Source organism: Phytohabitans sp. LJ34 (genome assembly GCF_052068095.1).
Taxonomy (GTDB): Bacteria; Actinomycetota; Actinomycetes; order Mycobacteriales; family Micromonosporaceae; genus Phytohabitans.
This window is the reverse complement of record NZ_JBQHDG010000019.1, coordinates 70,718-91,361: the sequence shown is the minus strand read 5'-3', so window position 1 is coordinate 91,361 and position 20,644 is coordinate 70,718. Positions and strand designations below refer to the sequence as shown.

At 72.4% G+C, this 20,644-nt stretch carries 22 protein-coding genes, 1 tRNA gene and 1 pseudogene; 11 read left to right on the top strand and 13 right to left on the bottom strand.

Annotated features, from left to right (window positions below; all coding sequences use genetic code 11):
- Positions 1–741: 741 nt before the first annotated feature.
- The 4 genes from ACTMTJ_RS30695 to ACTMTJ_RS30680 form a co-directional block, all read right to left on the bottom strand.
- Positions 742–1,848 (bottom strand): cytochrome P450 family protein, encoded by a 1,107-nt coding sequence (locus ACTMTJ_RS30695; RefSeq protein WP_441222056.1) that lies wholly within the window; start codon positions 1,846–1,848, stop codon positions 742–744.
- Complete coding sequence (locus tag ACTMTJ_RS30690; protein ID WP_441222054.1) at positions 1,845–3,077, bottom strand: MAB_1171c family putative transporter; 1,233 nt, start codon at positions 3,075–3,077, stop codon at positions 1,845–1,847. The genes ACTMTJ_RS30695 and ACTMTJ_RS30690 overlap by 4 nt, the downstream gene beginning before the upstream one ends.
- Positions 3,078–3,143: 66 nt before the next feature.
- The gene (locus ACTMTJ_RS30685) at positions 3,144–3,692 is read right to left on the bottom strand and encodes a hypothetical protein (RefSeq protein WP_441222053.1); all 549 of its coding nucleotides are present in this window, start codon (positions 3,690–3,692) and stop codon (positions 3,144–3,146) included.
- Positions 3,689–4,165, bottom strand: coding sequence for an XRE family transcriptional regulator (locus tag ACTMTJ_RS30680; protein ID WP_441222051.1), 477 nt, complete (start codon positions 4,163–4,165; stop codon positions 3,689–3,691). Before ACTMTJ_RS30680 ends, ACTMTJ_RS30685 begins: the two co-directional genes overlap by 4 nt.
- Positions 4,166–4,973: 808 nt before the next feature.
- Here ACTMTJ_RS30680 and ACTMTJ_RS30675 point away from each other — a divergent pair.
- Genes ACTMTJ_RS30675 through ACTMTJ_RS30660 form a run of 4 tightly spaced genes read left to right on the top strand, consistent with a single transcriptional unit; the run spans position 4,974 to position 8,970 of the window.
- The gene (locus ACTMTJ_RS30675) at positions 4,974–5,543 is read left to right on the top strand and encodes a hypothetical protein (protein WP_441222049.1); all 570 of its coding nucleotides are present in this window, start codon (positions 4,974–4,976) and stop codon (positions 5,541–5,543) included.
- Positions 5,540–7,627, top strand: coding sequence for a bifunctional polysaccharide deacetylase/glycosyltransferase family 2 protein (locus ACTMTJ_RS30670; protein WP_441222047.1), 2,088 nt, complete (start codon positions 5,540–5,542; stop codon positions 7,625–7,627). Before ACTMTJ_RS30675 ends, ACTMTJ_RS30670 begins: the two co-directional genes overlap by 4 nt.
- On the top strand, positions 7,620–8,636 hold the full coding sequence (locus tag ACTMTJ_RS30665) for an acyltransferase family protein (RefSeq protein WP_441222046.1): 1,017 nt from the start codon (positions 7,620–7,622) through the stop codon (positions 8,634–8,636). The genes ACTMTJ_RS30670 and ACTMTJ_RS30665 overlap by 8 nt, the downstream gene beginning before the upstream one ends.
- Positions 8,620–8,970: an MmcQ/YjbR family DNA-binding protein gene (locus tag ACTMTJ_RS30660; RefSeq protein ID WP_441222044.1), complete on the top strand. Its 351-nt coding sequence runs from the start codon at positions 8,620–8,622 to the stop codon at positions 8,968–8,970. Before ACTMTJ_RS30665 ends, ACTMTJ_RS30660 begins: the two co-directional genes overlap by 17 nt.
- A 115-nt stretch (positions 8,971–9,085) precedes the next feature.
- On the opposite strand, the gene ACTMTJ_RS30655 is transcribed toward ACTMTJ_RS30660, so the two are convergent.
- The 6 genes from ACTMTJ_RS30655 to ACTMTJ_RS30630 all read right to left on the bottom strand — a co-directional run bounded on the left by ACTMTJ_RS30655 (position 9,086) and on the right by ACTMTJ_RS30630 (position 15,037).
- A tRNA-Ala gene (locus ACTMTJ_RS30655) sits at positions 9,086–9,162 on the bottom strand.
- A gap of 118 nt (positions 9,163–9,280) precedes the next feature.
- Entirely contained in the window at positions 9,281–10,045 is a 765-nt protein-coding gene (sepX, locus tag ACTMTJ_RS30650) for a divisome protein SepX/GlpR (protein WP_441222258.1), read from the bottom strand.
- 101 nt (positions 10,046–10,146) lie between these two features.
- Positions 10,147–10,776: a GNAT family N-acetyltransferase gene (locus tag ACTMTJ_RS30645; RefSeq protein WP_441222042.1), complete on the bottom strand. Its 630-nt coding sequence runs from the start codon at positions 10,774–10,776 to the stop codon at positions 10,147–10,149.
- Positions 10,773–12,056: a molybdopterin molybdotransferase MoeA gene (locus tag ACTMTJ_RS30640; protein ID WP_441222040.1), complete on the bottom strand. Its 1,284-nt coding sequence runs from the start codon at positions 12,054–12,056 to the stop codon at positions 10,773–10,775. Before ACTMTJ_RS30640 ends, ACTMTJ_RS30645 begins: the two co-directional genes overlap by 4 nt.
- The gene (locus tag ACTMTJ_RS30635; RefSeq protein ID WP_441222038.1) at positions 12,053–12,982 is read right to left on the bottom strand and encodes a UTP--glucose-1-phosphate uridylyltransferase; all 930 of its coding nucleotides are present in this window, start codon (positions 12,980–12,982) and stop codon (positions 12,053–12,055) included. Before ACTMTJ_RS30635 ends, ACTMTJ_RS30640 begins: the two co-directional genes overlap by 4 nt.
- A gap of 9 nt (positions 12,983–12,991) precedes the next feature.
- Positions 12,992–15,037 carry a diguanylate cyclase gene (locus ACTMTJ_RS30630; RefSeq protein ID WP_441222036.1) on the bottom strand — a complete coding sequence of 682 codons (2,046 nt, stop codon included), beginning with the start codon at positions 15,035–15,037 and terminating at the stop codon, positions 12,992–12,994.
- Positions 15,038–15,120: 83 nt separating this feature from the next.
- Between ACTMTJ_RS30630 and ACTMTJ_RS30625 the strand changes: the two genes are divergently transcribed.
- Both ACTMTJ_RS30625 and ACTMTJ_RS30620 read left to right on the top strand, forming a co-directional pair.
- A complete protein-coding gene (locus tag ACTMTJ_RS30625) occupies positions 15,121–15,723 on the top strand; it encodes a 5-formyltetrahydrofolate cyclo-ligase (RefSeq protein WP_441222034.1) in 603 nt (200 codons plus the stop codon).
- A 45-nt stretch (positions 15,724–15,768) separates the two neighbouring features.
- A pseudogene (locus tag ACTMTJ_RS30620) lies at positions 15,769–15,888 on the top strand (FmdB family zinc ribbon protein); the annotation flags it as partial.
- Positions 15,889–15,950: 62 nt separating this feature from the next.
- Here ACTMTJ_RS30620 and ACTMTJ_RS30615 read toward each other — a convergent pair.
- Positions 15,951–16,109 carry a hypothetical protein gene (locus ACTMTJ_RS30615; RefSeq protein WP_441222265.1) on the bottom strand — a complete coding sequence of 53 codons (159 nt, stop codon included), beginning with the start codon at positions 16,107–16,109 and terminating at the stop codon, positions 15,951–15,953.
- Between the two features lie 144 nt (positions 16,110–16,253).
- Between ACTMTJ_RS30615 and ACTMTJ_RS30610 the strand changes: the two genes are divergently transcribed.
- Positions 16,254–16,730, top strand: coding sequence for a flagellar biosynthesis protein FlgA (locus tag ACTMTJ_RS30610; protein ID WP_441222032.1), 477 nt, complete (start codon positions 16,254–16,256; stop codon positions 16,728–16,730).
- Here ACTMTJ_RS30610 and ACTMTJ_RS30605 read toward each other — a convergent pair whose 3' ends face one another.
- On the bottom strand, positions 16,731–16,904 hold the full coding sequence (locus tag ACTMTJ_RS30605; RefSeq protein ID WP_441222030.1) for a hypothetical protein: 174 nt from the start codon (positions 16,902–16,904) through the stop codon (positions 16,731–16,733).
- Between the two features lie 66 nt (positions 16,905–16,970).
- Here ACTMTJ_RS30605 and ACTMTJ_RS30600 point away from each other — a divergent pair, with 66 nt between their 5' ends.
- On the top strand, positions 16,971–17,297 hold the full coding sequence (locus ACTMTJ_RS30600; RefSeq protein WP_441222028.1) for a translation initiation factor 2: 327 nt from the start codon (positions 16,971–16,973) through the stop codon (positions 17,295–17,297).
- A 602-nt stretch (positions 17,298–17,899) separates the two neighbouring features.
- Here the strand turns inward: ACTMTJ_RS30600 and ACTMTJ_RS30595 are convergent.
- Complete coding sequence (locus tag ACTMTJ_RS30595; RefSeq protein WP_441222026.1) at positions 17,900–18,391, bottom strand: DUF2231 domain-containing protein; 492 nt, start codon at positions 18,389–18,391, stop codon at positions 17,900–17,902.
- A gap of 162 nt (positions 18,392–18,553) precedes the next feature.
- Here ACTMTJ_RS30595 and ACTMTJ_RS30590 point away from each other — a divergent pair, with 162 nt between their 5' ends.
- Genes ACTMTJ_RS30590 through ACTMTJ_RS30580 form a run of 3 tightly spaced genes read left to right on the top strand, consistent with a single transcriptional unit; the run spans position 18,554 to position 20,611 of the window.
- Complete coding sequence (locus ACTMTJ_RS30590) at positions 18,554–18,979, top strand: Fur family transcriptional regulator (protein WP_441222024.1); 426 nt, start codon at positions 18,554–18,556, stop codon at positions 18,977–18,979.
- Positions 18,969–19,808, top strand: coding sequence for an oxygenase MpaB family protein (locus ACTMTJ_RS30585; protein WP_441222022.1), 840 nt, complete (start codon positions 18,969–18,971; stop codon positions 19,806–19,808). The genes ACTMTJ_RS30590 and ACTMTJ_RS30585 overlap by 11 nt, the downstream gene beginning before the upstream one ends.
- Positions 19,809–19,849: 41 nt before the next feature.
- Complete coding sequence (locus ACTMTJ_RS30580; RefSeq protein WP_441222012.1) at positions 19,850–20,611, top strand: class I SAM-dependent DNA methyltransferase; 762 nt, start codon at positions 19,850–19,852, stop codon at positions 20,609–20,611.
- The last annotated feature ends 33 nt before the right edge of the window (positions 20,612–20,644 follow it).

Below are 20,644 nucleotides of genomic sequence, written 5' to 3'. Positions count from 1 at the left end.
GCGGGCCGTATGTGCGGGTCCCCGGGGAAACGTGGAGCGCAGCGGAGCGTTTTCTTGGGGTGCTTTCCCGCGGGCACCGTTCCCGGCCGGCGGCTCGCAGAGCGAGCCGAAAGCCCCGGCCGTCCACTGCCAGCTCCGCGAGACAAGCCCCGAGGGGGGGTCTTTCGCGGGCAGTGGCAGACCCCAACCCCCGCCACCCTGACGCAGCGTAACCAGGCCCAGCGCCGGGACTTCGAGATTCTCGCATCGCGCACACCGCGGCGGCGGTTACTCGCGGCGACGAAACCCCGGTTACTTCCCGGATCGCCGATCCGGCAGCAGGCATTGTGGACAAACGTCGACCACCGCCTGGTGCGGGGTGAGCGTGACCAGCGGCGGACGGGTGAGGCCGCGGGAGCAGCGGTCCGGACCACGACGGACGTCGCGGTAGCTCAAATCTCTGTCTAAATAAGGGATTCAGCGGCCGAAATCCCCCCGAGCCCGAAGGGTCTCTAGACGACTTGTGGTCGTCCCCAAACCCAAAATCGTCTAGATCTACTCTTCGGACCGGCATGAATATCGAAGGCCAGCGGAGCGATCGCCGCACTGAGCCAAGCGCAGCGATCGCGCGAAGCCCAGCCCATGCCGTCATCCACCAGCGCCGGGGCCGCCATGCCACGCGCGCACAGTGACAATCAGTCGGCGGCTGACGGCTGGTCCCGCGGGGGCACGACGGGCGACCAAACGCGGACGTGGGGCATGTCAAAGCACCGGCAGCTCGACCAGGCCTCGGGCGCGAAACGTCGGCCGCCACCGCAGCTCCTCCACCGGCACGGCCAGCGCCAGATCCGGCAGCCGGCGCAGCAGCGTGCCGACGGCGATCCGCGCCTCCAGGCGGGCCAGCGGCGCACCCAGGCAGTAGTGGATGCCGTGGCCGAGCGAGAGATGCGGGTTTTCCGCCCGCCCGAGGTCGACCGTGTCCGGGTCCTGCCACCGCGCGGGGTCACGGTTGGCCGCCGCCAGCCCGAGCAGCACTGTCTCGCCCTTGGGGATCGTCACCTCGCCGATCGTCACGTCTTCGGTCGGGAAGCGGCGGATCGACACGGGCGCCGGGGGTTCGTGGCGCATGAGTTCGTCCACAGCGGACGGCAGGAGTGCCGGGTCGGCGCGGAGCGTGGCCGCCAGGCCCCGGTCGCGCAGCAGTGCCAGGACGGCGTTGCCGATCAGGTTGACGGTGTTTTCGTAGCCCGCGAAGAGCACCAGGAACGCCAGCGACGTCAGCTCGTCCTCGGAGAGCCGGTCGCCCTCGTCGCGCGCGGCGATCATCGCGGAGAGCAGGTCGGGGCCGGGCGTGGCGCGGCGGTGCGCGACGAGTTCGGACAGGAAGTGGTGGATCGACACGATCGCCGCGCCGGCCGCCTCCCGCGAGCTGGTGACCATGTCGTTGGTCCAGCCGCGCAGGCGCGCGAGGTCTTCGAGCGGCACGTCGAACATCTCGCCGACCACCCCGATCGGGAGCGGCTCGGCGTACGTGGCGATCAGGTCGACCGGCCCGCTGGCGGGCAGCGCGTCGATCAGCCGGTCGGCGAGGCGCTGCACGCCGGGCCGCATCTCCTCGACCCGCCGTGGCGTGAACGCCTGGCTCACCAGCGAACGGATGCGGGTGTGCTGCGGCGGGTCCATGTTGAGCAGGTTGGCGTCGAGCGCGGGCGGCAGCGTGAAGCCGGCCCAGCCGGTCGCGTGCCGCTTGTCGAGCGAGAGCCGCGGGTCGGCGAGGGCCGCCCGCACCTCGGCGTAGCGGGTCACCAGCCAGACGGGCGACCCGTCCGGCAGCGCGATCTTCCGAGCGGGTCCCACATCTGCGCTCACATCGCCACCTCGGTCTCTTCGGCGGGAAGTGCGTCGCGGCCGGCCACCGCGGCGGCCACCACCGGCGAGCCGGCGTAGGCGCGCGACACGCGGACGAGCCGGGCCACCTCCTGTGCCAGGTCGGTGCCCTCGTCCGGGCGGCCGGGCGCCGGCTCGCCGGCGCCGTCGCCTTCCTCGGCCGCTCGCGGCGATCCGTGTGCGTACGCCCGGACCGCGCCGCGCAGCCGGGCCGCCTCCATCACCGCCGCCAGGTCGTCTGAGCGCAGCCCCAAGCGCGTGCCTATCCGCCCGGCGCGGCTGGCGGCGGCCTCGTCCAGGTACGGACGGAGAGCCAGCGAGCCGTCGTACAGCTCGATCACCCGGCGGTAGAGGCGGCGGTCCAGGTTGGACAGCGGGGCGGCGACGGGCGGGTCGAGCGCGATCTGGGGCATCAGCCGGTGCAGGTCCGACCACAGTGGCTGGAGCTGCCGGTACTGCCGGCGGCGGCGCACCCAGCCGCGGAACTGGGACAGCCGCGGACCCCAGGCCGGCATGGTGAGCCCGAGGACGACCAGGAGCGCGCCGAGGCTCGCCGCGGGCGGTGCGAGCGGCTCCCACCGGCGGATGTCCGCGCCCGCCTGCGCGCCGATCACGTCGGCGACCCGGACGCCGGCGTAGACCAGCCCGCTCGCGGCGCCGACCGCGGTGGTGCGCAGGCCGCGCCGCAGCCACGAACGGCCGGCGACGTGCGCGTACGGCCAGCAGAGCCGGACCACGTCGACCATGCCGAGTGCGAACGCGGAGAGGTAGACGAGCAGGTACGCGGCGAAGATCGGGCGCTCGGCGTACGTGGTCACGAAGTCGGTGGTGTGCGGCTCGGTCGGCCCGGCGGCGAGGAACAGCACCACGAGCGCCACCGCCGCCACCGCGAGGAGGGTGAGCCGCGCGCGGGCCCGCCGCCGGGCCACCTCGGGCGGGTTGACCCACCACAGCACGAGCAGCTGCACCGTGCCGGAAAACGCCACCACGCACAGGTGTGCCCAGAGGGCGGCGAGGTTGGGTACGCCGGTGACGCGGTCGAGCCAGCTCCACACCGCCGGCGTGGACACGGTGAAGGTGGAGCCGAGCAGGGCCAGCGCGCCGCACACGGCGATCCGCGACGGGTTGCGCCCGCGGCGCAGGTCGCGGATCTTGACCGCGAGGCCGATCCAGGCCACGGCGGCCAGCGCCGGGTAAAGCACCTGGTGCATACGGTCTCCCCGATGCTACGGCTCGTCGGTCACGTATCCGCTGAGTCTGATGGCGTGCTCACCGGCTCACCCTAGTGAGCGCTCGATCCGCGCCACCACGTCCACGGCGTCCATCGGCACGTGCCAGGTGCGTTCCGGCGCCCAGGAGTGGGCTCGGCGCAGCAGCAGCTCGGCGATGATCTCCGCCTCGGCCTCCTCGCGGCGGTCGTAGCCGGCGTCGCGCGCGAGTGCCTGCCGCACGACGATCGGATCCAGTGTGGACAGCAGGGCGGGCGTGCCCGGTTCGGAGTCTTCGATGTGGCCGGTCGTGTGGCCGGCGATCAGGTGGCCCAGCTCGTGGGCGATGATGTGCTGCTGGTGGAGCGGGCGGGTGCCGCTGTCGTAGCAGAGGTAGTGCGCCCGGCTGCCGCTGATCACCAGCCCGGAGGGCCCGTCGGCGGGCATCGCGACCGGGAGCAGGTGGATCGGCTCACCGATCCGGTCACCCACCTCGCGACACAGCGCCTCCGCGTCGAACGGCACGGGCACGCTGATGTCGCGCACGAGCCGGGCGCACTGGCGGCGCATCCGCCGCCGGTCTTCGCTGCCCTCGTCCCAGCCCAGCCACGGGGTCACGATCGCGCCTCCCGCCCGGACGCGACGCTCGATCCGTCCGGCTTGTCTTCGTCGCTCAGCCCTTCGAGCTCGAGGCAGCGGTCGACGACCTGCTGCACGAGCCGCTGGCTGGCTTCGGAGAGCCCGGCGCTCTCCAGCACGGTGCGCAGCGCCACCCGCTTGGCGCCCAGCTGGCGCAGGCTGGAAAGCAGTTCGAGGTCGCGGTCGGTGCGGCGGGTAACGGCCTCGTCGAAGAAGTACGCCGGGGCGACCCCGAAGAACCCGGCCAGGGCCTGTAGGTGGCGCATCGTGGGGTTGGTGCGCTCGCCACGACGAAGCATCCACAGGTAGGTGGCCGACATGCTCTCGCCACCGTCGCGGATGGCGGAGGCGACCTCCTCGTTGCTGTACGGCCCGCGATCCCGGGGGTGGATCGTGCGGAAGAGCTGATTGATCTTGTCCGCGAGGGTGCGCGGCTCACCTGGAGTCGTCACCGGGGATCACCTCCGATGGACCGGGCCGACCGGTGTGGACCAGGAGCCTGTCCCGGCCCACACCGGTGACCGCCGCCGACACGCGCCCTCGGCGCCCTTGAGACGACGAGAGCGCCCCCCGTTATGGCCGGCGGTCCGGGACAAGCCTCGCGACCAAGGGGGCACAATGTCAACTCGTGTGAAAGAAACTCGATCCGAACGTTCATGTTAGTTGACACCGGGAATATCGGCGGGACAGCGACGAGCAGGCCCAACGGGCCCCGGAGCAGGGATCTTGTGCCCAACTATGTCCGATATACCCAAGCGCAAGATCAGGGCGGGGTTTTCTGGACTGGACACAAAGAGGCGCGCCCCGATCGCCTGCCACGGGGGAAGCGGGCGATAGGGGCGCGCACCGGTCAGCTTAGTCACCCCGGATCAACCGCACAACGGGTCACGGCTGGTCAGATTTCTGACGCAACGACCGTGACATCGACCACTATCCCTGTACCCGTGATCTTCGCGTGCGACATGTCCGGTATGTACGAATAAGGAGGAGGTTTCGCGACGTGCCCCCAAGCGAGCCGGTCTCACAACTCAAGTAGATCTTGAGGTTTCTCACGTAGACGGCGGTCGCTATACGTTCAATCGTCGCTATCCGGACAGTAACCACATTCTGGGCCGCCCATTACAGCAGGTCACAGCGTTTCACTAAACGTGAGTGGAGCGGCACGCCAACATTTCGGACAATTCTTTCCGCGATTCTGGCGTCCCCAATCGGAGGACCGAGAATGCGGATCAGTTGACACCCGCTCTTTACGCTCCCCCGGTGACTCGACCAGAGGGTTCCACGCCGGTGTTCGTCGACGCTAGCGGGCGGCGCCGCCGGCGAGTGCGCCGCATCGCGTACGCCGTCGGTGCGGCCTGCCTGACCTACACCTGCCTCGTCGGCGCAAGTGTCATCGGGCAGCCGGCGCGTCCGGGCGCGCTAGCCCCGCTCCCGGCGCCCGCCGACCGGCCGCTCCCAGCGGTCCGGCAGACCCAGCCACCGGAGCCGCACACCGCCGGCGTGCCACTCCCGCCCGGCGACCGCCCGAACGTCGAAGCCGTCCCGATGCGGGTGCAGCGGCGTGAGCCCGCCGGGCCGCCACCGCGGCGGCCGCCGCGCGCGCCGAAGCCGCCACTGATCGAGTCGACCCCGCTGCCCGCACCCACCACCCCGCGGCCGGCACCCACCGACCCGCCCGCACCCACGGAACCGCTGCCGCCGACCGACCCGCCACCGACCGACCCGCCGGCGCCCGAGCCGACCGACCCGCCGGCGCCGGAGCCCACGCCGGAGCTGCCCCTGCTCGGCCCGATCCTCGGCCTGCTGTCCGGCGGGTCCGCGCGGCGATGAAGCCCCGCCGCGCCGTCACCTTCGCCCTCCTGCTGGTCTTCCTGAGCGTGCTCTCCGTGGAGGCGTACGCGAGCGCCCGGTTCACCCCGGACGCCAGCGGCCCCGACGGCGGCACCCGCGACGCCGTGCCGGCGGAGATCAGCGCCGGCGGGCCGATCGTCAACGCCGGCGGCGGTCCGCCCCGCTCGTACCGGCTGCCCGCCAAGACCATCGCGCTCACGTTCGACGACGGGCCGGACCCGTGGTGGACGCCACGGATCCAGCGGGTGCTCGACCGGTACGGCGTCGACGCCACCTTCTTCGTCGTCGGCTCGCAGGTCGCCCGCCACCCGGACCTGGTGCGCCGCCTCGTCGCGAACGGCCACGAGCTGGGCGTGCACACGTTCACCCACCCGCGGCTGTCCACACTGGCCGGCTGGCGGCGGCGCGCCGAGTACTCGCAGACCCAGCTCGCGATCGCCCGTGCCGCCGGCGTACGCACGTCGCTGATCCGCTTCCCGTACTCCTCCCAGCCCGACGCGATCGACGACGGCGAGTGGGAGCTGATCCGCGAGGCCGGCCGGCTCGGCTACCTCGTCGTGGTCAACGACCGGGACAGCCGCGACTGGGCTCGGCCCGGCGTCGACGCCATCGTGCGCGACGCGACGCCGCCCGGCGACTCGGGCGCCATCGTGCTGATGCACGACGCGGGCGGCGACCGCGCGCAGACCGTGGCGGCGCTCGACCGGCTCATCCCCCGGCTGCTCGCCCGCGGCTACCGCTTCACCACCGTCACCGGCGGGCTCAACCACGCGCTCGCCCACCCCACCCTCGCCCAGAACCCGGCCGCGTCCACCGCCGACAGGTGGCGCGGCACCGCCCTCGTGTGGGCGGTGGGAATCGCCGACGGCGTGCTGGCCGGCATCACGATCGTCTTCGTCGCGGTGGGCGCGCTGGCGGCCGGGCGGACGCTGCTGCTGCTCGCCCTCGCCGGCCGCCACGCCCGCCGGCGCCGCTCACCCACGTGGTCCTGGGGCCCGCCGGTCACCGAACCGGTGTCGGTCATCGTGCCCGCGTACAACGAGAAGGAGGGCATCGCCGCGGCCGTGCGGTCGCTGGCCGGCGGCGACCATCCCCGCATCGAGGTCATCGTGGTGGACGACGGGTCGACGGACGGCACCGCCGGCATCGTCGAGGCGCTCGGACTGCCCAATGTGGACGTGATCCGCAAGCCCAACGGCGGCAAGGCGAGCGCGCTCGACGCGGGCGTGGCCGCCGCACGACACGAGCTCGTGGTGATGGTCGACGGCGACACCATCCTCGAGCCCGACGCGGTGCGCCGCCTCGTGCAGCCCTTCGCCGACCCGTCGGTGGGCGCGGTCGCCGGCAACGTCAAGGTGGGCAACAGGCACAGCCTCGTCGCCCGGTGGCAGCACATCGAGTACGTGATCGGCTTCAACCTGGACCGCCGCCTCTACGAGACGCTGCGGTGCATGCCGACCGTTCCCGGCGCGATCGGCGCCTTCCGGCGCCGCGCGCTGATCAGCGTCGGCGGCATGAGCGACGACACCCTCGCCGAGGACACCGACGTCACGATGGCCCTGCTCCGCGCCGGCTGGCAGGTGGTGTACGAGGAGGGCGCGCGGGCCTGGACCGAGGCGCCGGTGACGCTGGCCGAGCTGTGGAAGCAGCGGTACCGCTGGAGCTACGGCACCATGCAGGCGATGTGGAAGCACCGGCGGGCCCTGCTGGAGAAGGGGCCGTTCGGGCGTTTCGGCCTGCCCTTCCTGGCCCTCTTCGGGGTGGCGCTGCCGCTGCTCGCGCCGGTCATCGACCTGCTCGCCGTCTACGGGCTGCTCTTCCTCGGCTGGACCGAAACCGCCCTCGCGTGGGCAGGCATGCTGGCGCTGCAAGTGGTCACCGCGGCGGTGGCGTTCCGGCTCGACCGGGAGAGCCACCGTCCGCTGTGGGTACTCCCGCTTCAACAGTTCGCCTACCGCCAGCTGATGTACCTCGTGCTGCTCCAGTCCGTGGTGACCGCGCTGACCGGTGCGCGGCTGCGCTGGCAGAAGATGCACCGCACAGGGGTCACCGGCCGTGCGTGACCGTTACCTCGACACGCTCCGCGCCGCCGCGATCGTCCGGGTCGTCGTCTACCACGCGTTTCCGGTCGCCTGGCTCGGCTACGCGTTCCCCGCGATGGGCGTGATGTTCGGCATCGGGGGCTCGCTGATGGCGCTCTCGCTGGACCGCTCCGGCGGTGCCCCCGACCGCGTGCTGGCGAGCCGGCTGCGCCGGCTGCTGCCCGCCTTCTGGGCGCTCGGGGCGGTGCTGGTGCCCGCCATGCTGTGGTCCGGCTGGGCAGATCGTCCACATTGGCCGAAGCTGCTGCTCTGGCTGGTGCCGCTCGCCCCGCCGCCGGGCAGCACCTGGGCGCTGCCCGCGACCGAGGTGCTGTGGTACATCGTCACCTACCTCTGGTTCGTCATCCTGTCGCCGATCCTGCTGTGGTCGTACCGCCGGTGGCCGCTGCGGACCGCGCTGCTGCCACTCGGCCTGGTGTTCGTGGCGGGTGAGGCGACCGTGATGAGCGACCTGGCCACGTTCGGCGCGTGCTGGGTCGCCGGCTTCGCCCACCGCGACGGCGTGCTGCGCCGCATGGCCAAGCCGCTGCTGGCCGCCGTGGCTCTTGCCTGCGTCGGGGCTGGTGTCTCGTGGGTTTTGATCTTCACGCCCGGCGAGTTCGACCTCAACGACATCCCGCCCGCCCAGGCCCTCTACTCGCTCGGTTTCGTGCTCGTGCTGCTGCGGCTGTCACCCCGCCTGGACTGGCGCCCACTCGACCGCGTGGTGTCCGTGCTCAACCGCCGCGCCGTCACCATCTACCTCTGGCACAACCCGGCGATCGCGGCCTGCTTCGTGGTGGGCGACGCGGTCGGCGCGTGGCGGCTTGGCCAGGCGGGCTACCTGGCGGTGGCGCTGGTGCTGCTGCTGGTGCCGGTGACACTGCTGGGCCGGCTCGAGGACATCTCCCGCCTAAGCTCCGGGTATGGACGTGGTAGAGCGGCTGCGAGCGATCTGCACGGCGTTTCCGGAGGTGACCGAAAGACCTAGCCACGGCGCGCCGACCTGGTTCGTGCGAGACAAGAAGACTTTCGTCACGCTGTGGGAGCACGGCCACCACGACGCCGACTTCCCGCATCTGTGGTGCGCCGCGCCACCCGGCGCCCAGGGTGAGCTGATCGCCGAACGCCCCGAGCGCTTCTTCCGCCCGCCGTACGTGGGCCACCGCGGCTGGCTCGGCGCCCGCCTCGACGGCGAGGTCGACTGGGCCGAGATCGCCGAACTCTGCGAAGACGCCTACCGCACGATCGCGCCCGCGACCCTGGTCAAGCGGCTGGACGCCGAAACTCGACCCGCCACCGACCCGCGACCTTCTCGACCGTAACCGGCGACGGATACCGGTTGACGGACTCGATGTCTTCGCCGCCCGACCGGCTCACCTCATCGGGATCCGTCATGCCCCATATCCCAGGGCGCGCGTAAGGGCGTCTGATGAAAGGTGGTGGAGCTGAGGGGATTTGAACCCCTGACCCCCTCGATGCGAACGAGGTGCGCTACCGGTCTGCGCCACAGCCCCGCCGCTGAGCCGGAGCCCAGCAAGCCAGCCCGCACCCCGGCAAAACCTGGCAGCGGACCGGCGCCAAGGCTAACAGGTCGCCCAGGCGGACCGCGAATCAGATCCCGGCGCGGCGCGGTCAGGCCGAGTGGGCCGCGCCCGGCCGCCCGGCCTCGTACGCGCGGCCGCGCAGGCCACCCGCCCGGCGGTAGGAGACCGACGGTGCCTGGCCGCCGGTGTCCAGGCCCATCGCGGCCCGGCGGACGGCCTCGCGCTGGGCGGCCAGGCGGCGCTGCTGCTCGCGCCGCAGCGCTGCCCGGCGGGCCTGCTCGCGGCGTACCTCCGCCTGCCGTGCGGCCAGCCAGGCGGCCTCCCGTGCCTCATGGCGGCGACGGCGGCGTTCCTCCAGGGCCCGGTTGCGCAGGTGCACCATGTACACCACGAGCAGCGTCCCGGTCACGGAAACGCTGATCCAGAAGCCGGGTCCGACGACGATGACGCCGACCAGTTCGACGAGGTTGAGCAGAAACAGCGCCGCGAGCACCCGGCGGCGGCGGTAGATCGCCGGCGTGTGGCGGCGCACCGGTGGGCGGCGGCGGGGGCGGGCGGGCACCGACCGCAGGCGGCCGCGGCGGCCGGTGGGTGCGGGCGAGACCGGGGCAGCGGAGACCGGGATGCCGGAGACCGGCGCCGCGGGGCGCAGGGACAAAACCACCCTTGAAGCGCGGATCGGGCGGGGCCCAGGCACGGTGCGGCGGCGGCGCTGGCGCTGGAGCACCCGTGCCGTCGACTGCGCCCGCTCCGCCACCAGGCGTTCTGTCGCGTCGTACCGGCGTACCAGCGCCGGCGCGAGGGCGAGTAGCCCGGCGGCGGCGAGGACGGCGAGGAGCACCGAGGTCGGCACCCTCACCCCTCCCATCACCCCATACCGTGTCCCGGTTAACTGAGGTTAAAGGGGGCTGACCAGGATAGACGCGCGCCGCGCCGGCACCCGATGTTGAAAGATCAATTAGCGGTCGCGCGCAGGCGGTGCCATCTCGCCAGCAGGCCACCGTCCGCGGCGACCTCCTCGCTGGTCAGCGCGTACCCGATGTGGTCGCGCCAGGCGCCATCGATGTGCATGTACCGCGGGTGGTAGGCCTCCTCGCGGAAGCCGAGCTTTTCGACCACCCGGCGGGACGGTTTGTTTTCCGGCCGGATGTTGACCTCGACACGGTGCAGCCCGCCCGGGCCGAACGCGTGGTCGACCGCCAGCGCCAGCGCGGTCGGGATCACGCCCTGACCCGCGACGCGCGAGTCGATCCAGTAGCCCACGTACGCCGAGCAGAACGCGCGGCGCACGATGTTGCCCAGGTTGAGGTGGCCGACAAGGTGGCCGCGCAGGCACACCGCGAACGGCATGCTCTCGCCGCGCCGGGCCGAGCGGCGCTGGTCGCGGTGCACGTACCGGAAGGCGCTCGGCGAGTTGAGCTCGGCCCACGGGCCGGGTGGGGACGACTCCCACGGTGCGAGCCACTCCTGGTTGGCCCGGCGCACCTCTGACCAGGTGTTGGCGTCGGAGCGGCGGTAGGGGCGCAGCGAGACGTGCCCGTCGACTAAGACGACCGGCCATCCCGGCGACACCCCGAAGATCATCTGCGCCGGTCCAGCAGCAGCACATCCACGGTGGAGCCGGCGGTCGCGGTGGTGACCTTCTCGCCCAGGACCAGCAGCCCGTTGGCGTCGGCCAGCCCGGACATCGTGTACGGCCCGCCGGGCAGCGGCTGCACCGTGTATCCCCCGCCACGCCGCTCGGCGACGTGGGCCGGCCGGAACTCGCGCAGCCCCGCCGGCGACGGCACGGTCTCCAGCAGGTGGGCGCGCACGCTCGGCCGGAAGACCGGCTCGGCCCCGGCGAGCAGCTGGATGGCGGGGCGGGCCAGGACCTCGAAGCCGATCAGTGCGGCCGCGGGTTCACCCGGTAGACACACGATCGGCACCTCCTCACCACCGACCGTACCGAATCCCAGGGTGGTTCCGGGATACAGTGCGACCTCCTCGAACGTCACCGCGCCATCGCGGCGGGAGAGGATGCGGCGCATCATGTCGCCCGGTCCGGTGCCGGTGCCTCCGGTGGTCACGATGAGGTCGGCGCGCAGCGTCTGGTCCTCGAGAAGCCCCCGCAGCCCCTCGGGGTCGTCGTCGCAGATGCCCACCCGGTAGGCCATCGCCCCGGCCTCCACCGCCGCGGCGGTGAGCGCGTGCGAGTTGGCGTCGACCACCTGGCCGGGCTGGCTGGCCCGACCGACGTCGACGAGCTCGTCGCCGGTGGCCACGACGACCACCCGCGGGCTGGAGCGGACCACCACGTGGCCGATGCCGGTGGCCGCGAACACCGCCACGAGCGCCGGGTTGATCTCGGTGCCGGCCCGGGCCAGCACCGTGCCGGCGGGAAGCTCCTCGCCGGCGCGGCGCAGCCCGTACCCCCGCTTGGGGGCCTGGAAGATCTCGACGGCGGCCATGCCCTGGTCGGTCCACTCCACCGGCACCACGACGTCGGCGGCGGCCGGCAGCGGCGCGCCCGCGGCGACCGAGAAGCAGGTCCCCGCGGTGAGCCGCACCGGCCGCCAGCTGGCCGCGCCGAGGTCACCCACGACGTTGAGCCGCACACCGCTCGCCCGCGGCGCCCCGTCGAGCGAGGCGGACGCGGCGGCGACGTCCTCCCACCGGGCCGCGTACCCGTCGACCGCGGCCTGGTCGAAGGCCGGGTAGGCGTGCGCCGCCACCACGTCCTGGGCGAGCACGTTGCCGTACGCCTGGGTGAGGTCGAGGTCGAGCGGTGGCAGCGGCCGCAGCCTGCGCAGCACGCTGCCCAGGTAGTCGGCGAGCGGCGTCAGCTCGTTGGCGGCCGCCTCGGCATCGGCCGTGGCTGTCATGTCCGTGTCCCCACAAAATCACGCAGCCACGAAGTGAACGCCGGGCCCAGATCCTCGCGCTGGCTCGCGATCTGCACGACCGCCTGAAGGTAGCCAAGCGGCATGCCGGTGTCGTAGCGGGTGCCGCGGTAGACGATGCCGTGCACCGGTGTCCCTTCGGAGAGCAGTAGCGCCATCGCGTCGGTCAGCTGGATCTCGCCGCCGCTGCCCGGCTTGGTGCGCTTGATCGCGTCGAAGATGGTGCCCGGCAGGATGTATCGCCCCAGCACCGCCAGGTTGCTCGGAGCGTCTTCCATCGCGGGCTTCTCCACCAGGCCGGTCACCCGCACCACCTCGCCGATGTCGGCGACCTCCGGCTCGGGGTCGGCGACGGAGGCGATGCCGTAGCGCTTGGTCTCTTCGGGCGCCACCTCCATGAAGGACAGCACGATGCCGCCGGTGCGCGCCTGAAGCTCCAGCATCGCCGGCAGCAGCGGCTCGGCCAGGTCGACGAACTCGTCGCCGAGCAGCACCGCGAACGCCTCGTCGCCGACGTGCGCCTCACCGACCCCGACCGCGTGGCCGAGCCCGAGCGGCTCGTGCTGGCGGCAGGCGTAGATATCGGCGATCTGGCTGGGCCGGCGCACCGCCGCGAGCCGCTCCTGGTCGCCCTTCTCCTCCAGGCGCGCCTCCAGGTACGGCTGGCGGTCGAAGTGGTCGATCATCGATGTCTTTCCGCGCCCGGTGATGAGCAGGACGTCGCTGATCCCGGCGGCCGCGGCCTCCTCCACGATGTACTGGAGGACCGGGCGGTCGACGACCGGCAACAGCTCCTTGGGCACCGCCTTCGTGGCGGGCAGGAAACGGGTGGCCAGGCCGGCGGCCGGGATGACCGCCTTAACGGCTCGCCGACCAGAGGGGAGGGTGGTGGCTGCGTGCTCCGACATGCCGCGAGACTATCGGCCACGGCTCTGTCGCGGCGGGTGAGTCCCAGGTGACGCGCCGCCGGCCCGGGGTAGATCGTCGTCGGGCGGGGCCGCGCCGGCCAGCACGGGTAGCTCTCGGGACTCCGGGCGCTTACCATCCGCCGCGATCCGGTACGTGTCGCGTCCGGCCGCTTTCGCCGCGTACAGGGCGTCGTCGGCCGCATCCAGCACCTGCGCTCCGGTCACGCCGTGGTCCGGATAGACGGCGATGCCGATCGAGACCGACACCTCGATGACCTCGTCACCGCAGGTGATCGGCGTGTCGCGGACCGCCGCGCCCAGGCGCTGGGCCACGGTCGCGCCACCCCGCGCGTCGGTTTCCGGCAGCAGCACCACGAACTCCTCACCCCCCTGCCGGAACGCGAGGTCGACCTCGCGCACCTCGGCTCGCACCCGCCGGGCGAACTCGGCGAGCACCGCGTCACCCGCCGCGTGCCCGTGGGTGTCGTTGACCTCCTTGAACCGGTCGAGATCGAGCGCGAGCACCGCGAGCATGCGGCCGAAGCGGCTGGCCCGCTCGACCTCACGGCGCACCGATTCCTTCAGATAGCGGTAGTTCCAGAGCCCGGTGAGCGGGTCGGTGAGCGAGAGCCGCTGCGCCTCCTCGTGTACCCGCACGTTGTCCACGGCCACCGCCGCCTGCCCCGCGAACGTGCGGAGCGTGACGAGGTCCGCGTCGTCGAACTCGTCCATGCCCAGCCGGTCGTACAGGGCGAGCACGCCGAGCGCGGGCGGCTCGAGGTCCGCGCCGTGGGTGGGGCTGGCGAAGGGCACGGCCACGTACGTACGGCAGCGGGGCTCGTCGTCCAGCATCGGCGGCCCGTCCCGGTCGACCCGCCCGCGCAGCGGTTCGCCAGTGGCGGCCACCGTCCCGAGGAGACCTCGACCCACCGGCACCCGGGGATCGGGATCCTCCAGCCCTTCCGCGCACTGCGCGACGAGTACCCCAGTCGCCGGGTCGAGCAGCAGCACCACGCCGGCCCGCGCGCCGGTCGCGGCGAGTGCGGTCTGGAGGATCACCTGGAGGATGCGGTGCAGGTCGTGGGTGCTGGAGAGCGTGTCACCCAGCACGGCGAGGTGGTTGCGGAGCTGGTCACGGCTGGCGGTGAGCGCCCGCACGTACGACTGGGTCTCGCGGGTCATCCGGTTGAACGCCGCGGCCAGCCGCCCCACCTCGTCGCGGGCCCGCACCGGAACGCGGGCGGCCAGGTCGCCGCCGGCCACCCGGTCGGCGGCACGCCCGAGCTCGGCCAGCGGACGGGTGGTCGAGCGGGCCAGCCACCAGGCGGCGAGCACCGCGAGCAGCCCGGCCAGCACCACGGCGGCCACGAGCACGGCGTAGATCCCGTCCGGCTCGCTGCGCGGCACCGAGAGCGCGAGCGGCAGCGGCTGGCCGGGCGAGGGGTCGAGGCGCCGCACGTAGCGGCCGGGTGCCGACTCGGCGACGGACTCTCCACGTACCCCCAGGGCTGCCTGGACCACCGCGTCGCGGTGGCGGGGCGACTCGGTGGTGTAGGTCGGACCGGCCCGCGTCGTGACCGCCGCGCCCGCCGCGTCGGCGAGCCGGCGCACGAAGGCCGCGTCGACGGCCTGCGCGGCCTCGACCCAGCCGAGGACGGCGCCGGCGGCGTCGCGCATCTCGACCCGCACGGCGAGCGCCTGGAACCCCTCCGGTGCCGCCCCGGAGCAGTCGGCCCACGGCCGCGCCGGGCCGCCGGGCGTGGTGACGCCGTCGACCTGCACCACCGCGGCGAGCCCGCGGGCGATCACCTGGTCGGCCACCGCGAGGCGCAGCTCTGGCGTGGACGGGAGGGCGACGGCGTCGGCCACCGCGTGCAGCTGCTGGCAGAGGGCGCCGACCGAGGACCGGACGGTGGTCGCGGCGACGTCCAGCCGATCGACCGACCGGTCGCGGCTCACCGCCGCCACGGTGGCGCCCACGAAGAAGGCTCCGAGCAGCACAGGACCGAGCACGACGGCGAGGAAAGCGGTGGTAAGCCGCCCACGCAGCGTCACCGATCCCCCTCTCGGTTTCCTCCCTCTCGGTGCGATGCTGACACAAGGGGAATAACGCGGCCGGGTTATGGCAGGAGTGTTGCGTGCCGGATTTATCGGATCTTCCGCGAAAAGCGACCCTACGGGCCGCGCTGCTCAACCGCCGCCGGTCGTTGCCGGCACCGTCGCTGGAGGACGCGTCGGCCCGCGTCGTGGCCGAGCTTGCCACTCTGGTACGCCGCCAGGGGCCCGCCTGCGTCGCCGGCTACGTCCCCGTCGGGGCGGAGCCGGGCGGCCCCGGGCTGCCGGACGCGCTCGCCGGCATGCTGAGCCCGGAGGGGCGCGTGCTGCTCCCGGTCGTGCTGCCCGACCTCGACCTCGACTGGGCCGTCTACCACGGTCCGTACTCGCTCACGCCCGGCCCGCACGGGCTGCGCGAGCCCAGCGGCCGCCGGCTGGGGCCGGACTCGATCGCCACCGCCGAGATGGTGGTGGTGCCGGCCGTGGCGGTCGACGTGCGGGGCGCGAGGCTGGGCCGGGGCGGCGGCTCGTACGACCGCGCGCTCGCCCGGGTGCCACCGGAGACCCTGGTCGTGGCCCTGCTGCACGACGGCGAGGTGGTCGAGGAGGTGCCCGACGAGCCGCACGACCGGCGGGTGGGCGCGGTGATCACGCCAGGTCACGGCCTGGTGATGTTGCCCGCTTGAAGTGGACGCGTGGACGTTCTTGGCGCATGATTAGCACTCGGATTAGTGGAGTGCCAGTCTGCGGAGGATCCGTTGCCCACCTACCAGTACGCCTGCACCGCGTGCGGCCACCAGCTCGAGGCGGTGCAGTCCTTCACCGACCAGCCGTTGACCGAGTGCCCGGCGTGCGAGGGCCGCCTGCGCAAGCTGTTCAACTCCGTCGGCATCGTGTTCAAGGGCTCGGGCTTCTACCGCACCGACTCCCGCTCATCGGCCGACAAGTCCTCCACCGACTCGTCGTCCTCCTCGGAGAAGTCGTCGTCCTCGACCTCGTCGCCGGAGAAGTCGACCACGTCCTCCTCCACGACGTCCTCGTCCTCGTCGACGACGTCATCGTCGTCGTCCACGTCCAGCTCGACCAAGCCGGCCGCGGCGACGACCTCCTAGCAGATCTACCGGCCGTCGGGGCGTTATCCACACCCGGGCCGGTTATCCACAGGCGCCCGGGCGCACCGAGCAGACCTCACCGGCGGCCACCTACCGTCCTCGGCATGCGGGAGCCCACCCTCGACCCCGTACGCCGACCCCGGATGCCGCGCGGCCGCACCATGCTGCGCGCCGGGCTGATCGCCGCGCTGCTGCTGACCGCGGTCGCCGCGCTCTACGCCCGCGACCCCGCCGCCTGCCCTCCACCACCGCCGGCGGCCGTCGCCTCGGCGCCTTCCGTCGACCCGAGCGGTCGCCTGGCCGTGCCACCGGGTGCGGTGGGCGTGCCGGTGCGGCTGGCCGAGCCCGCTGTGCTGGCGCTCGTCCACCCAGGCGACCGGGTCGACCTCCTCGCCGCGAGCGGCGCCGGTGCGGCCACGGCGTCGCCCCGACAGCCCGCGCTTCAGGCACGGGACGCGCTCGTGCTGGGCGTGGTGGGCGCCGACGGCGCGGTGCTGCTGGCCCTCAGCCCGGAGCGGGCACGCGCGATCGTCGGCCTACCCGACGGCACCCGCTTCGGCGTGATCGTGCGGCCGAAGTGACTACTCCCAGTGCGGGGGTCGATCCTCCAGCAGGCGGTCGTCGTTGGAATGCGACCACTCGCCCCAGCCACGATCGGTGTCGTCGCGAGTCTGGTCCGGCAGCACCGGGAGATCGTCCTCATCGAGGTCGACCAGGCGGTCCGGATCTTCGCGCAGGTCTTCCGCCCCGTTCACGCCAAGCAGCGTACCGAGGCATGGTTAACCGCGGGGGACCGGTTGGCGTTGATAGCGTCGGTCAGCGTGACGACCCGCAACGGCGGCCCGGCCGACGACGAGTTCTGGCGGCGGCCAGCGGACGGCAGCACCCCGCCCCCGCCCGCGCCGCCTCCCACCGAGCCGGCTCCACCGGCATACCCGGGCCCACCGCCCAGCGCACCGCCGCCGAGGGGGTGGCGTCCGCCGATCGTCATGCAGCCGGCCGCGCCCCGCGAGCTCCCCCGGCAGGACAGCGTCGGGATCGACGAGGAGGAGCGAAGCGCGCGCACGCTGACGTACGGGATCGGCATGATCGCCGCGGCCGTGCTCGTGGTGGTCGTCTGCCTGCTCTGCTCGCGCGCGCTCTTCTGACGACGCTCCCAGTGCGGTGGCCACAAACGGTGGCCGGCTTCGCCGCCCGGGTGAAGGTTTGTGGCCACCCCACTAGAGACCTTTCGGAGTCGGGGTGGACTGGCTTTGAATTCCTGTTAGGACGGAGATTGGGCTACCGCGATGTCCGTCGTGGTCCGGGCCGTTGCTCCCGCGGCCTCGCCCTTCACGGTTGGTCGCGGTCACCCCTCCGGGGAGGGGATTTGCCGGCAATGTCTGTTGACGGCAGGGCTTCGTCGCTGACAGTAACGGCCGCAGGGTATGTGAGCAGCTCCGATGCCAGATCTTGGAGAGTTAGCGCGCCATATCAGCCCTAAGCCTCCTAGATCTCGAAGTCCCGGCCCCTGGGCTGATAGCGCCGTGTCATAACCGGTGCGACCCGCGGGCACCCCCGTCCGACAAGGGTCCGGCCCGGTGGGCTTGCGGCGCGGACCTGGCAGCGCGGGGCGGGGGTTTCGGCGAGCGCCAGCTCGCCGCCGACCCGCGCGGTCTCCGGCGGGAGCAGCGATCCGCGAGTGACACGGACCCGGGCAAACTCAAGCTCGAGGCGCACCACGACGGCGCCACCTGATCCCGAAAGGTCTCTAGATGCCGCTCCAGACGGCGTCGGCTCCTGAGTCGCCGGTCAGGAAGACGTAGACGCCGGTGACGCCGGCCAGGATGATCACCGCGGCGCCGAGCACCCAGGTCAGCCAGAGTGGCACGCCGCCTGCGGTGCCGCGGCCGCTCGTCAGGCCGTTGGTGACGAAGACGAGCAGCAGTGTGCCGGCACCGAGGCCGAGGCTAAACCAGAAGGTCAGATCGCCGTACCCCTGGTGGTCGTTGACCTTGTCGAGGATCTCCTGGCCGTAGTTGGCGGCGACGAGCCGCTCCTCCAGCCGCTCTCCGGACTTCCGGGCCACGAACGCCGCGGCCGGTCCGGCGATCGCGAGCAGCGCGGCGGCCCAGCCGATCCGCAACCGCACGCGAGGGACCAAGGTGTAGACCACCGCGGCAAGCCCCAGCAGTGGGATGAAGACCACCGCGGCGTGCACCACGAGGGGATGCGTCGGCAGGCCCATGATCTCGTCGAACACGAGTCCTCCTTCAGGGATCCACGTAACCGCGAGATCATCGTACGATTTGTCCGTCTCGCGGATGTGGCCCCTTGTCAGTGGGGTTACGCGGACAGAGTCGAGGCGGTTCATCCAGGTTCCGCCTGCCTTGCTGGTGACGAATCCACGTGCTGTTATTGCTAGATGCACGGCGAGGAGCTATTGCGGTCGCGTGGCCTGCGGGTAACGCGACCGCGGCTCGCGGTGCTCGATGTGCTGGCCGGCGGTGGCCATCTGGAGGTCGACGAGATCGCTCGTCGAGTGCGCACCCGTCTCGACTCGGTCTCCACCCAGGCCGTCTACGACGTGCTCGGCGCGCTTTCCCGCGCCGGCCTGGCCCGCCGTCTCGAGCCCGCTGGCAGCCCCGCCCGCTACGAGGCCCGCGCCGGTGACAACCACCACCACGTGGTCTGCCGCGGCTGTGGCGAGGTGGCCGACATCGACTGCGCCGTGGGCGAGGCGCCCTGCCTCGACCCCCACGTCTCGCACGGCTTCCAGATCGACGAGGCCGAGGTGACGTACTGGGGCCTGTGCCCGATCTGCCAGGCTCGCAAGGCCGATGACATCTGAGGATCTCGGCCTCTTCGGTCCCGATTCGGTGAGCTGGCGCGTGCACGAGGAGCCGATCCTCTTCGTCGGCGGCCTGCGCTCGCTCTACCTCCAGGCCCTGCATCCCCTGGCGGTCGCCGCCGTGGTGCAAAACTCCGACTACAAGGCCGACCCGTGGGGCCGGCTGGTGCGCACCTCGCAGTACGTGGGCACCACCATCTACGGCACCACCGCCCAGGCCGAGGCCGCCGGCCGCCGGGTGCGCGCGCTGCACGCGCGGCTGCGCGCCACGGACCCGCGCACCGGCGCCGAGTTTCGGGTCGACGAGCCCGACCTGCTGCGGTGGGTGCACGTGGCCGAGGTCGAGTCGTTCGTCTCCACGGCCCGCCGCGCCGGCGTGCGCCTGACCGCGGCCGAGGTCGACGCCTACTACACCGAGCAGCGCCGCGTCGCCGCACTGGTCGGCCTCGACCCCGCCACCGTGCCCGGCACGGCCGCCGAGGTGGCCGAGTACTACGAGCGGGTCCGTCCCGAGCTGGGCATGAGCAAGGCGGCGGCGGAGACGTTCTTCTTCCTCAGCCACCCGCCGCTCCCCTGGCGCCTGGGCCTCACACCGGTGCGCCTGGCCTACATGGGTATCGCCGCCACCGCCTTCTCGCTGCTGCCGCCGTGGGCCCGCCGCATGTACGGCGCACTGGGCCTCCCCCTGGCCGACGTCTCCGCCGGTGTATCCGTGCGCGGCCTACGCCTGCTCGTGGCCACCCTGCCCAAGCGCTACCGCACCGGCCCGATCTACAAGCAAGCCATGGAGCGCGCCGCCCGCCGGGCCGTCGACTCCGTCCCCGGCTAAATCGTTGGACGCGCCGGGCCGCCCGCGGCGATCGTGGGCGTATGCGCCAAGAGGAGATCTGGGACGTCGAGGCCGCCGAGAGCTATGACACGCCAGGTCGCGGCATGTTCGCACCCGAGGTGCTCGGCCCGACCGTAGACCGCCTGGTCGCCCTGGCCGACGGCGGGTCCGCGCTGGAGTTTGCCATCGGCACCGGCCGGGTGGGCATCCCCCTCGCCGAGCGGGGCGTGCCCGTCACCGGCATCGAGCTGTCGCGCCCGATGGTCGAGCGCCTCCGCGCCAAAGTGGACGAAGCGACGCTCCCGGTCATCATCGGCGACATGAGCACGACGGTCGCCCCCGGCGATTACACGCTGGTCTACCTGGTCTTCAACACGATCTCCAACCTGCTCGAACAGGCCGAGCAGGTCGCCTGCTTCCGCAACGCCGCCCGCCACCTCACACCCGGTGGCCGGTTCGTCATCGAGCTGTGGGTGCCCGAGCTGCGCAAGCTCCCGCCGGGTCAGCAGGCCGTGGTGTGGCACACCGAGGCGGGCTACATCGGCCTGGACACCTACGACGTGCTCCGCCAGCACGTCGTCTCGCACCACTTTCACTTCGGCGAGGGCAAGGAGGCGCGACTAGGCCGCAGCCCGCACCGTTACATCTGGCCGGCCGAGCTCGACCTCATGGCCCAGATGGCCGGGTTTGAGCTGGAGAGCCGGCACGCCGACTGGTCCGGCGCCGACTTCACCGCCGACTCCCGATCACACGTCTCCGTCTACCGCCTCCCGCCGACGCCCTCGACGCCGGCCACGGTCTAGAGGCCTTTCGGCTTCGGCCGCTAAGCCCTATCC

Bases quoted from the DNA above. Each gene is read 5' to 3' on its own strand.
- ACTMTJ_RS30690 (WP_441222054.1), bottom strand. From the start codon at position 3,077: ATGCACCAGGTGCTTTACCCGGCGCTGGCCGCCGTGGCCTGGATCGGC.
- ACTMTJ_RS30670 (WP_441222047.1), top strand. From the start codon at position 5,540: ATGAAGCCCCGCCGCGCCGTCACCTTCGCCCTCCTGCTGGTCTTCCTG.
- ACTMTJ_RS30645 (WP_441222042.1), bottom strand. From the start codon at position 10,776: ATGATCTTCGGGGTGTCGCCGGGATGGCCGGTCGTCTTAGTCGACGGG.
- ACTMTJ_RS30640 (WP_441222040.1), bottom strand. From the start codon at position 12,056: ATGACAGCCACGGCCGATGCCGAGGCGGCCGCCAACGAGCTGACGCCG.
- ACTMTJ_RS30635 (WP_441222038.1), bottom strand. From the start codon at position 12,982: ATGTCGGAGCACGCAGCCACCACCCTCCCCTCTGGTCGGCGAGCCGTT.
- ACTMTJ_RS30610 (WP_441222032.1), top strand. From the start codon at position 16,254: ATGCGGGAGCCCACCCTCGACCCCGTACGCCGACCCCGGATGCCGCGC.
- ACTMTJ_RS30590 (WP_441222024.1), top strand. From the start codon at position 18,554: ATGCACGGCGAGGAGCTATTGCGGTCGCGTGGCCTGCGGGTAACGCGA.
- ACTMTJ_RS30585 (WP_441222022.1), top strand. From the start codon at position 18,969: ATGACATCTGAGGATCTCGGCCTCTTCGGTCCCGATTCGGTGAGCTGG.
- ACTMTJ_RS30580 (WP_441222012.1), top strand. From the start codon at position 19,850: ATGCGCCAAGAGGAGATCTGGGACGTCGAGGCCGCCGAGAGCTATGAC.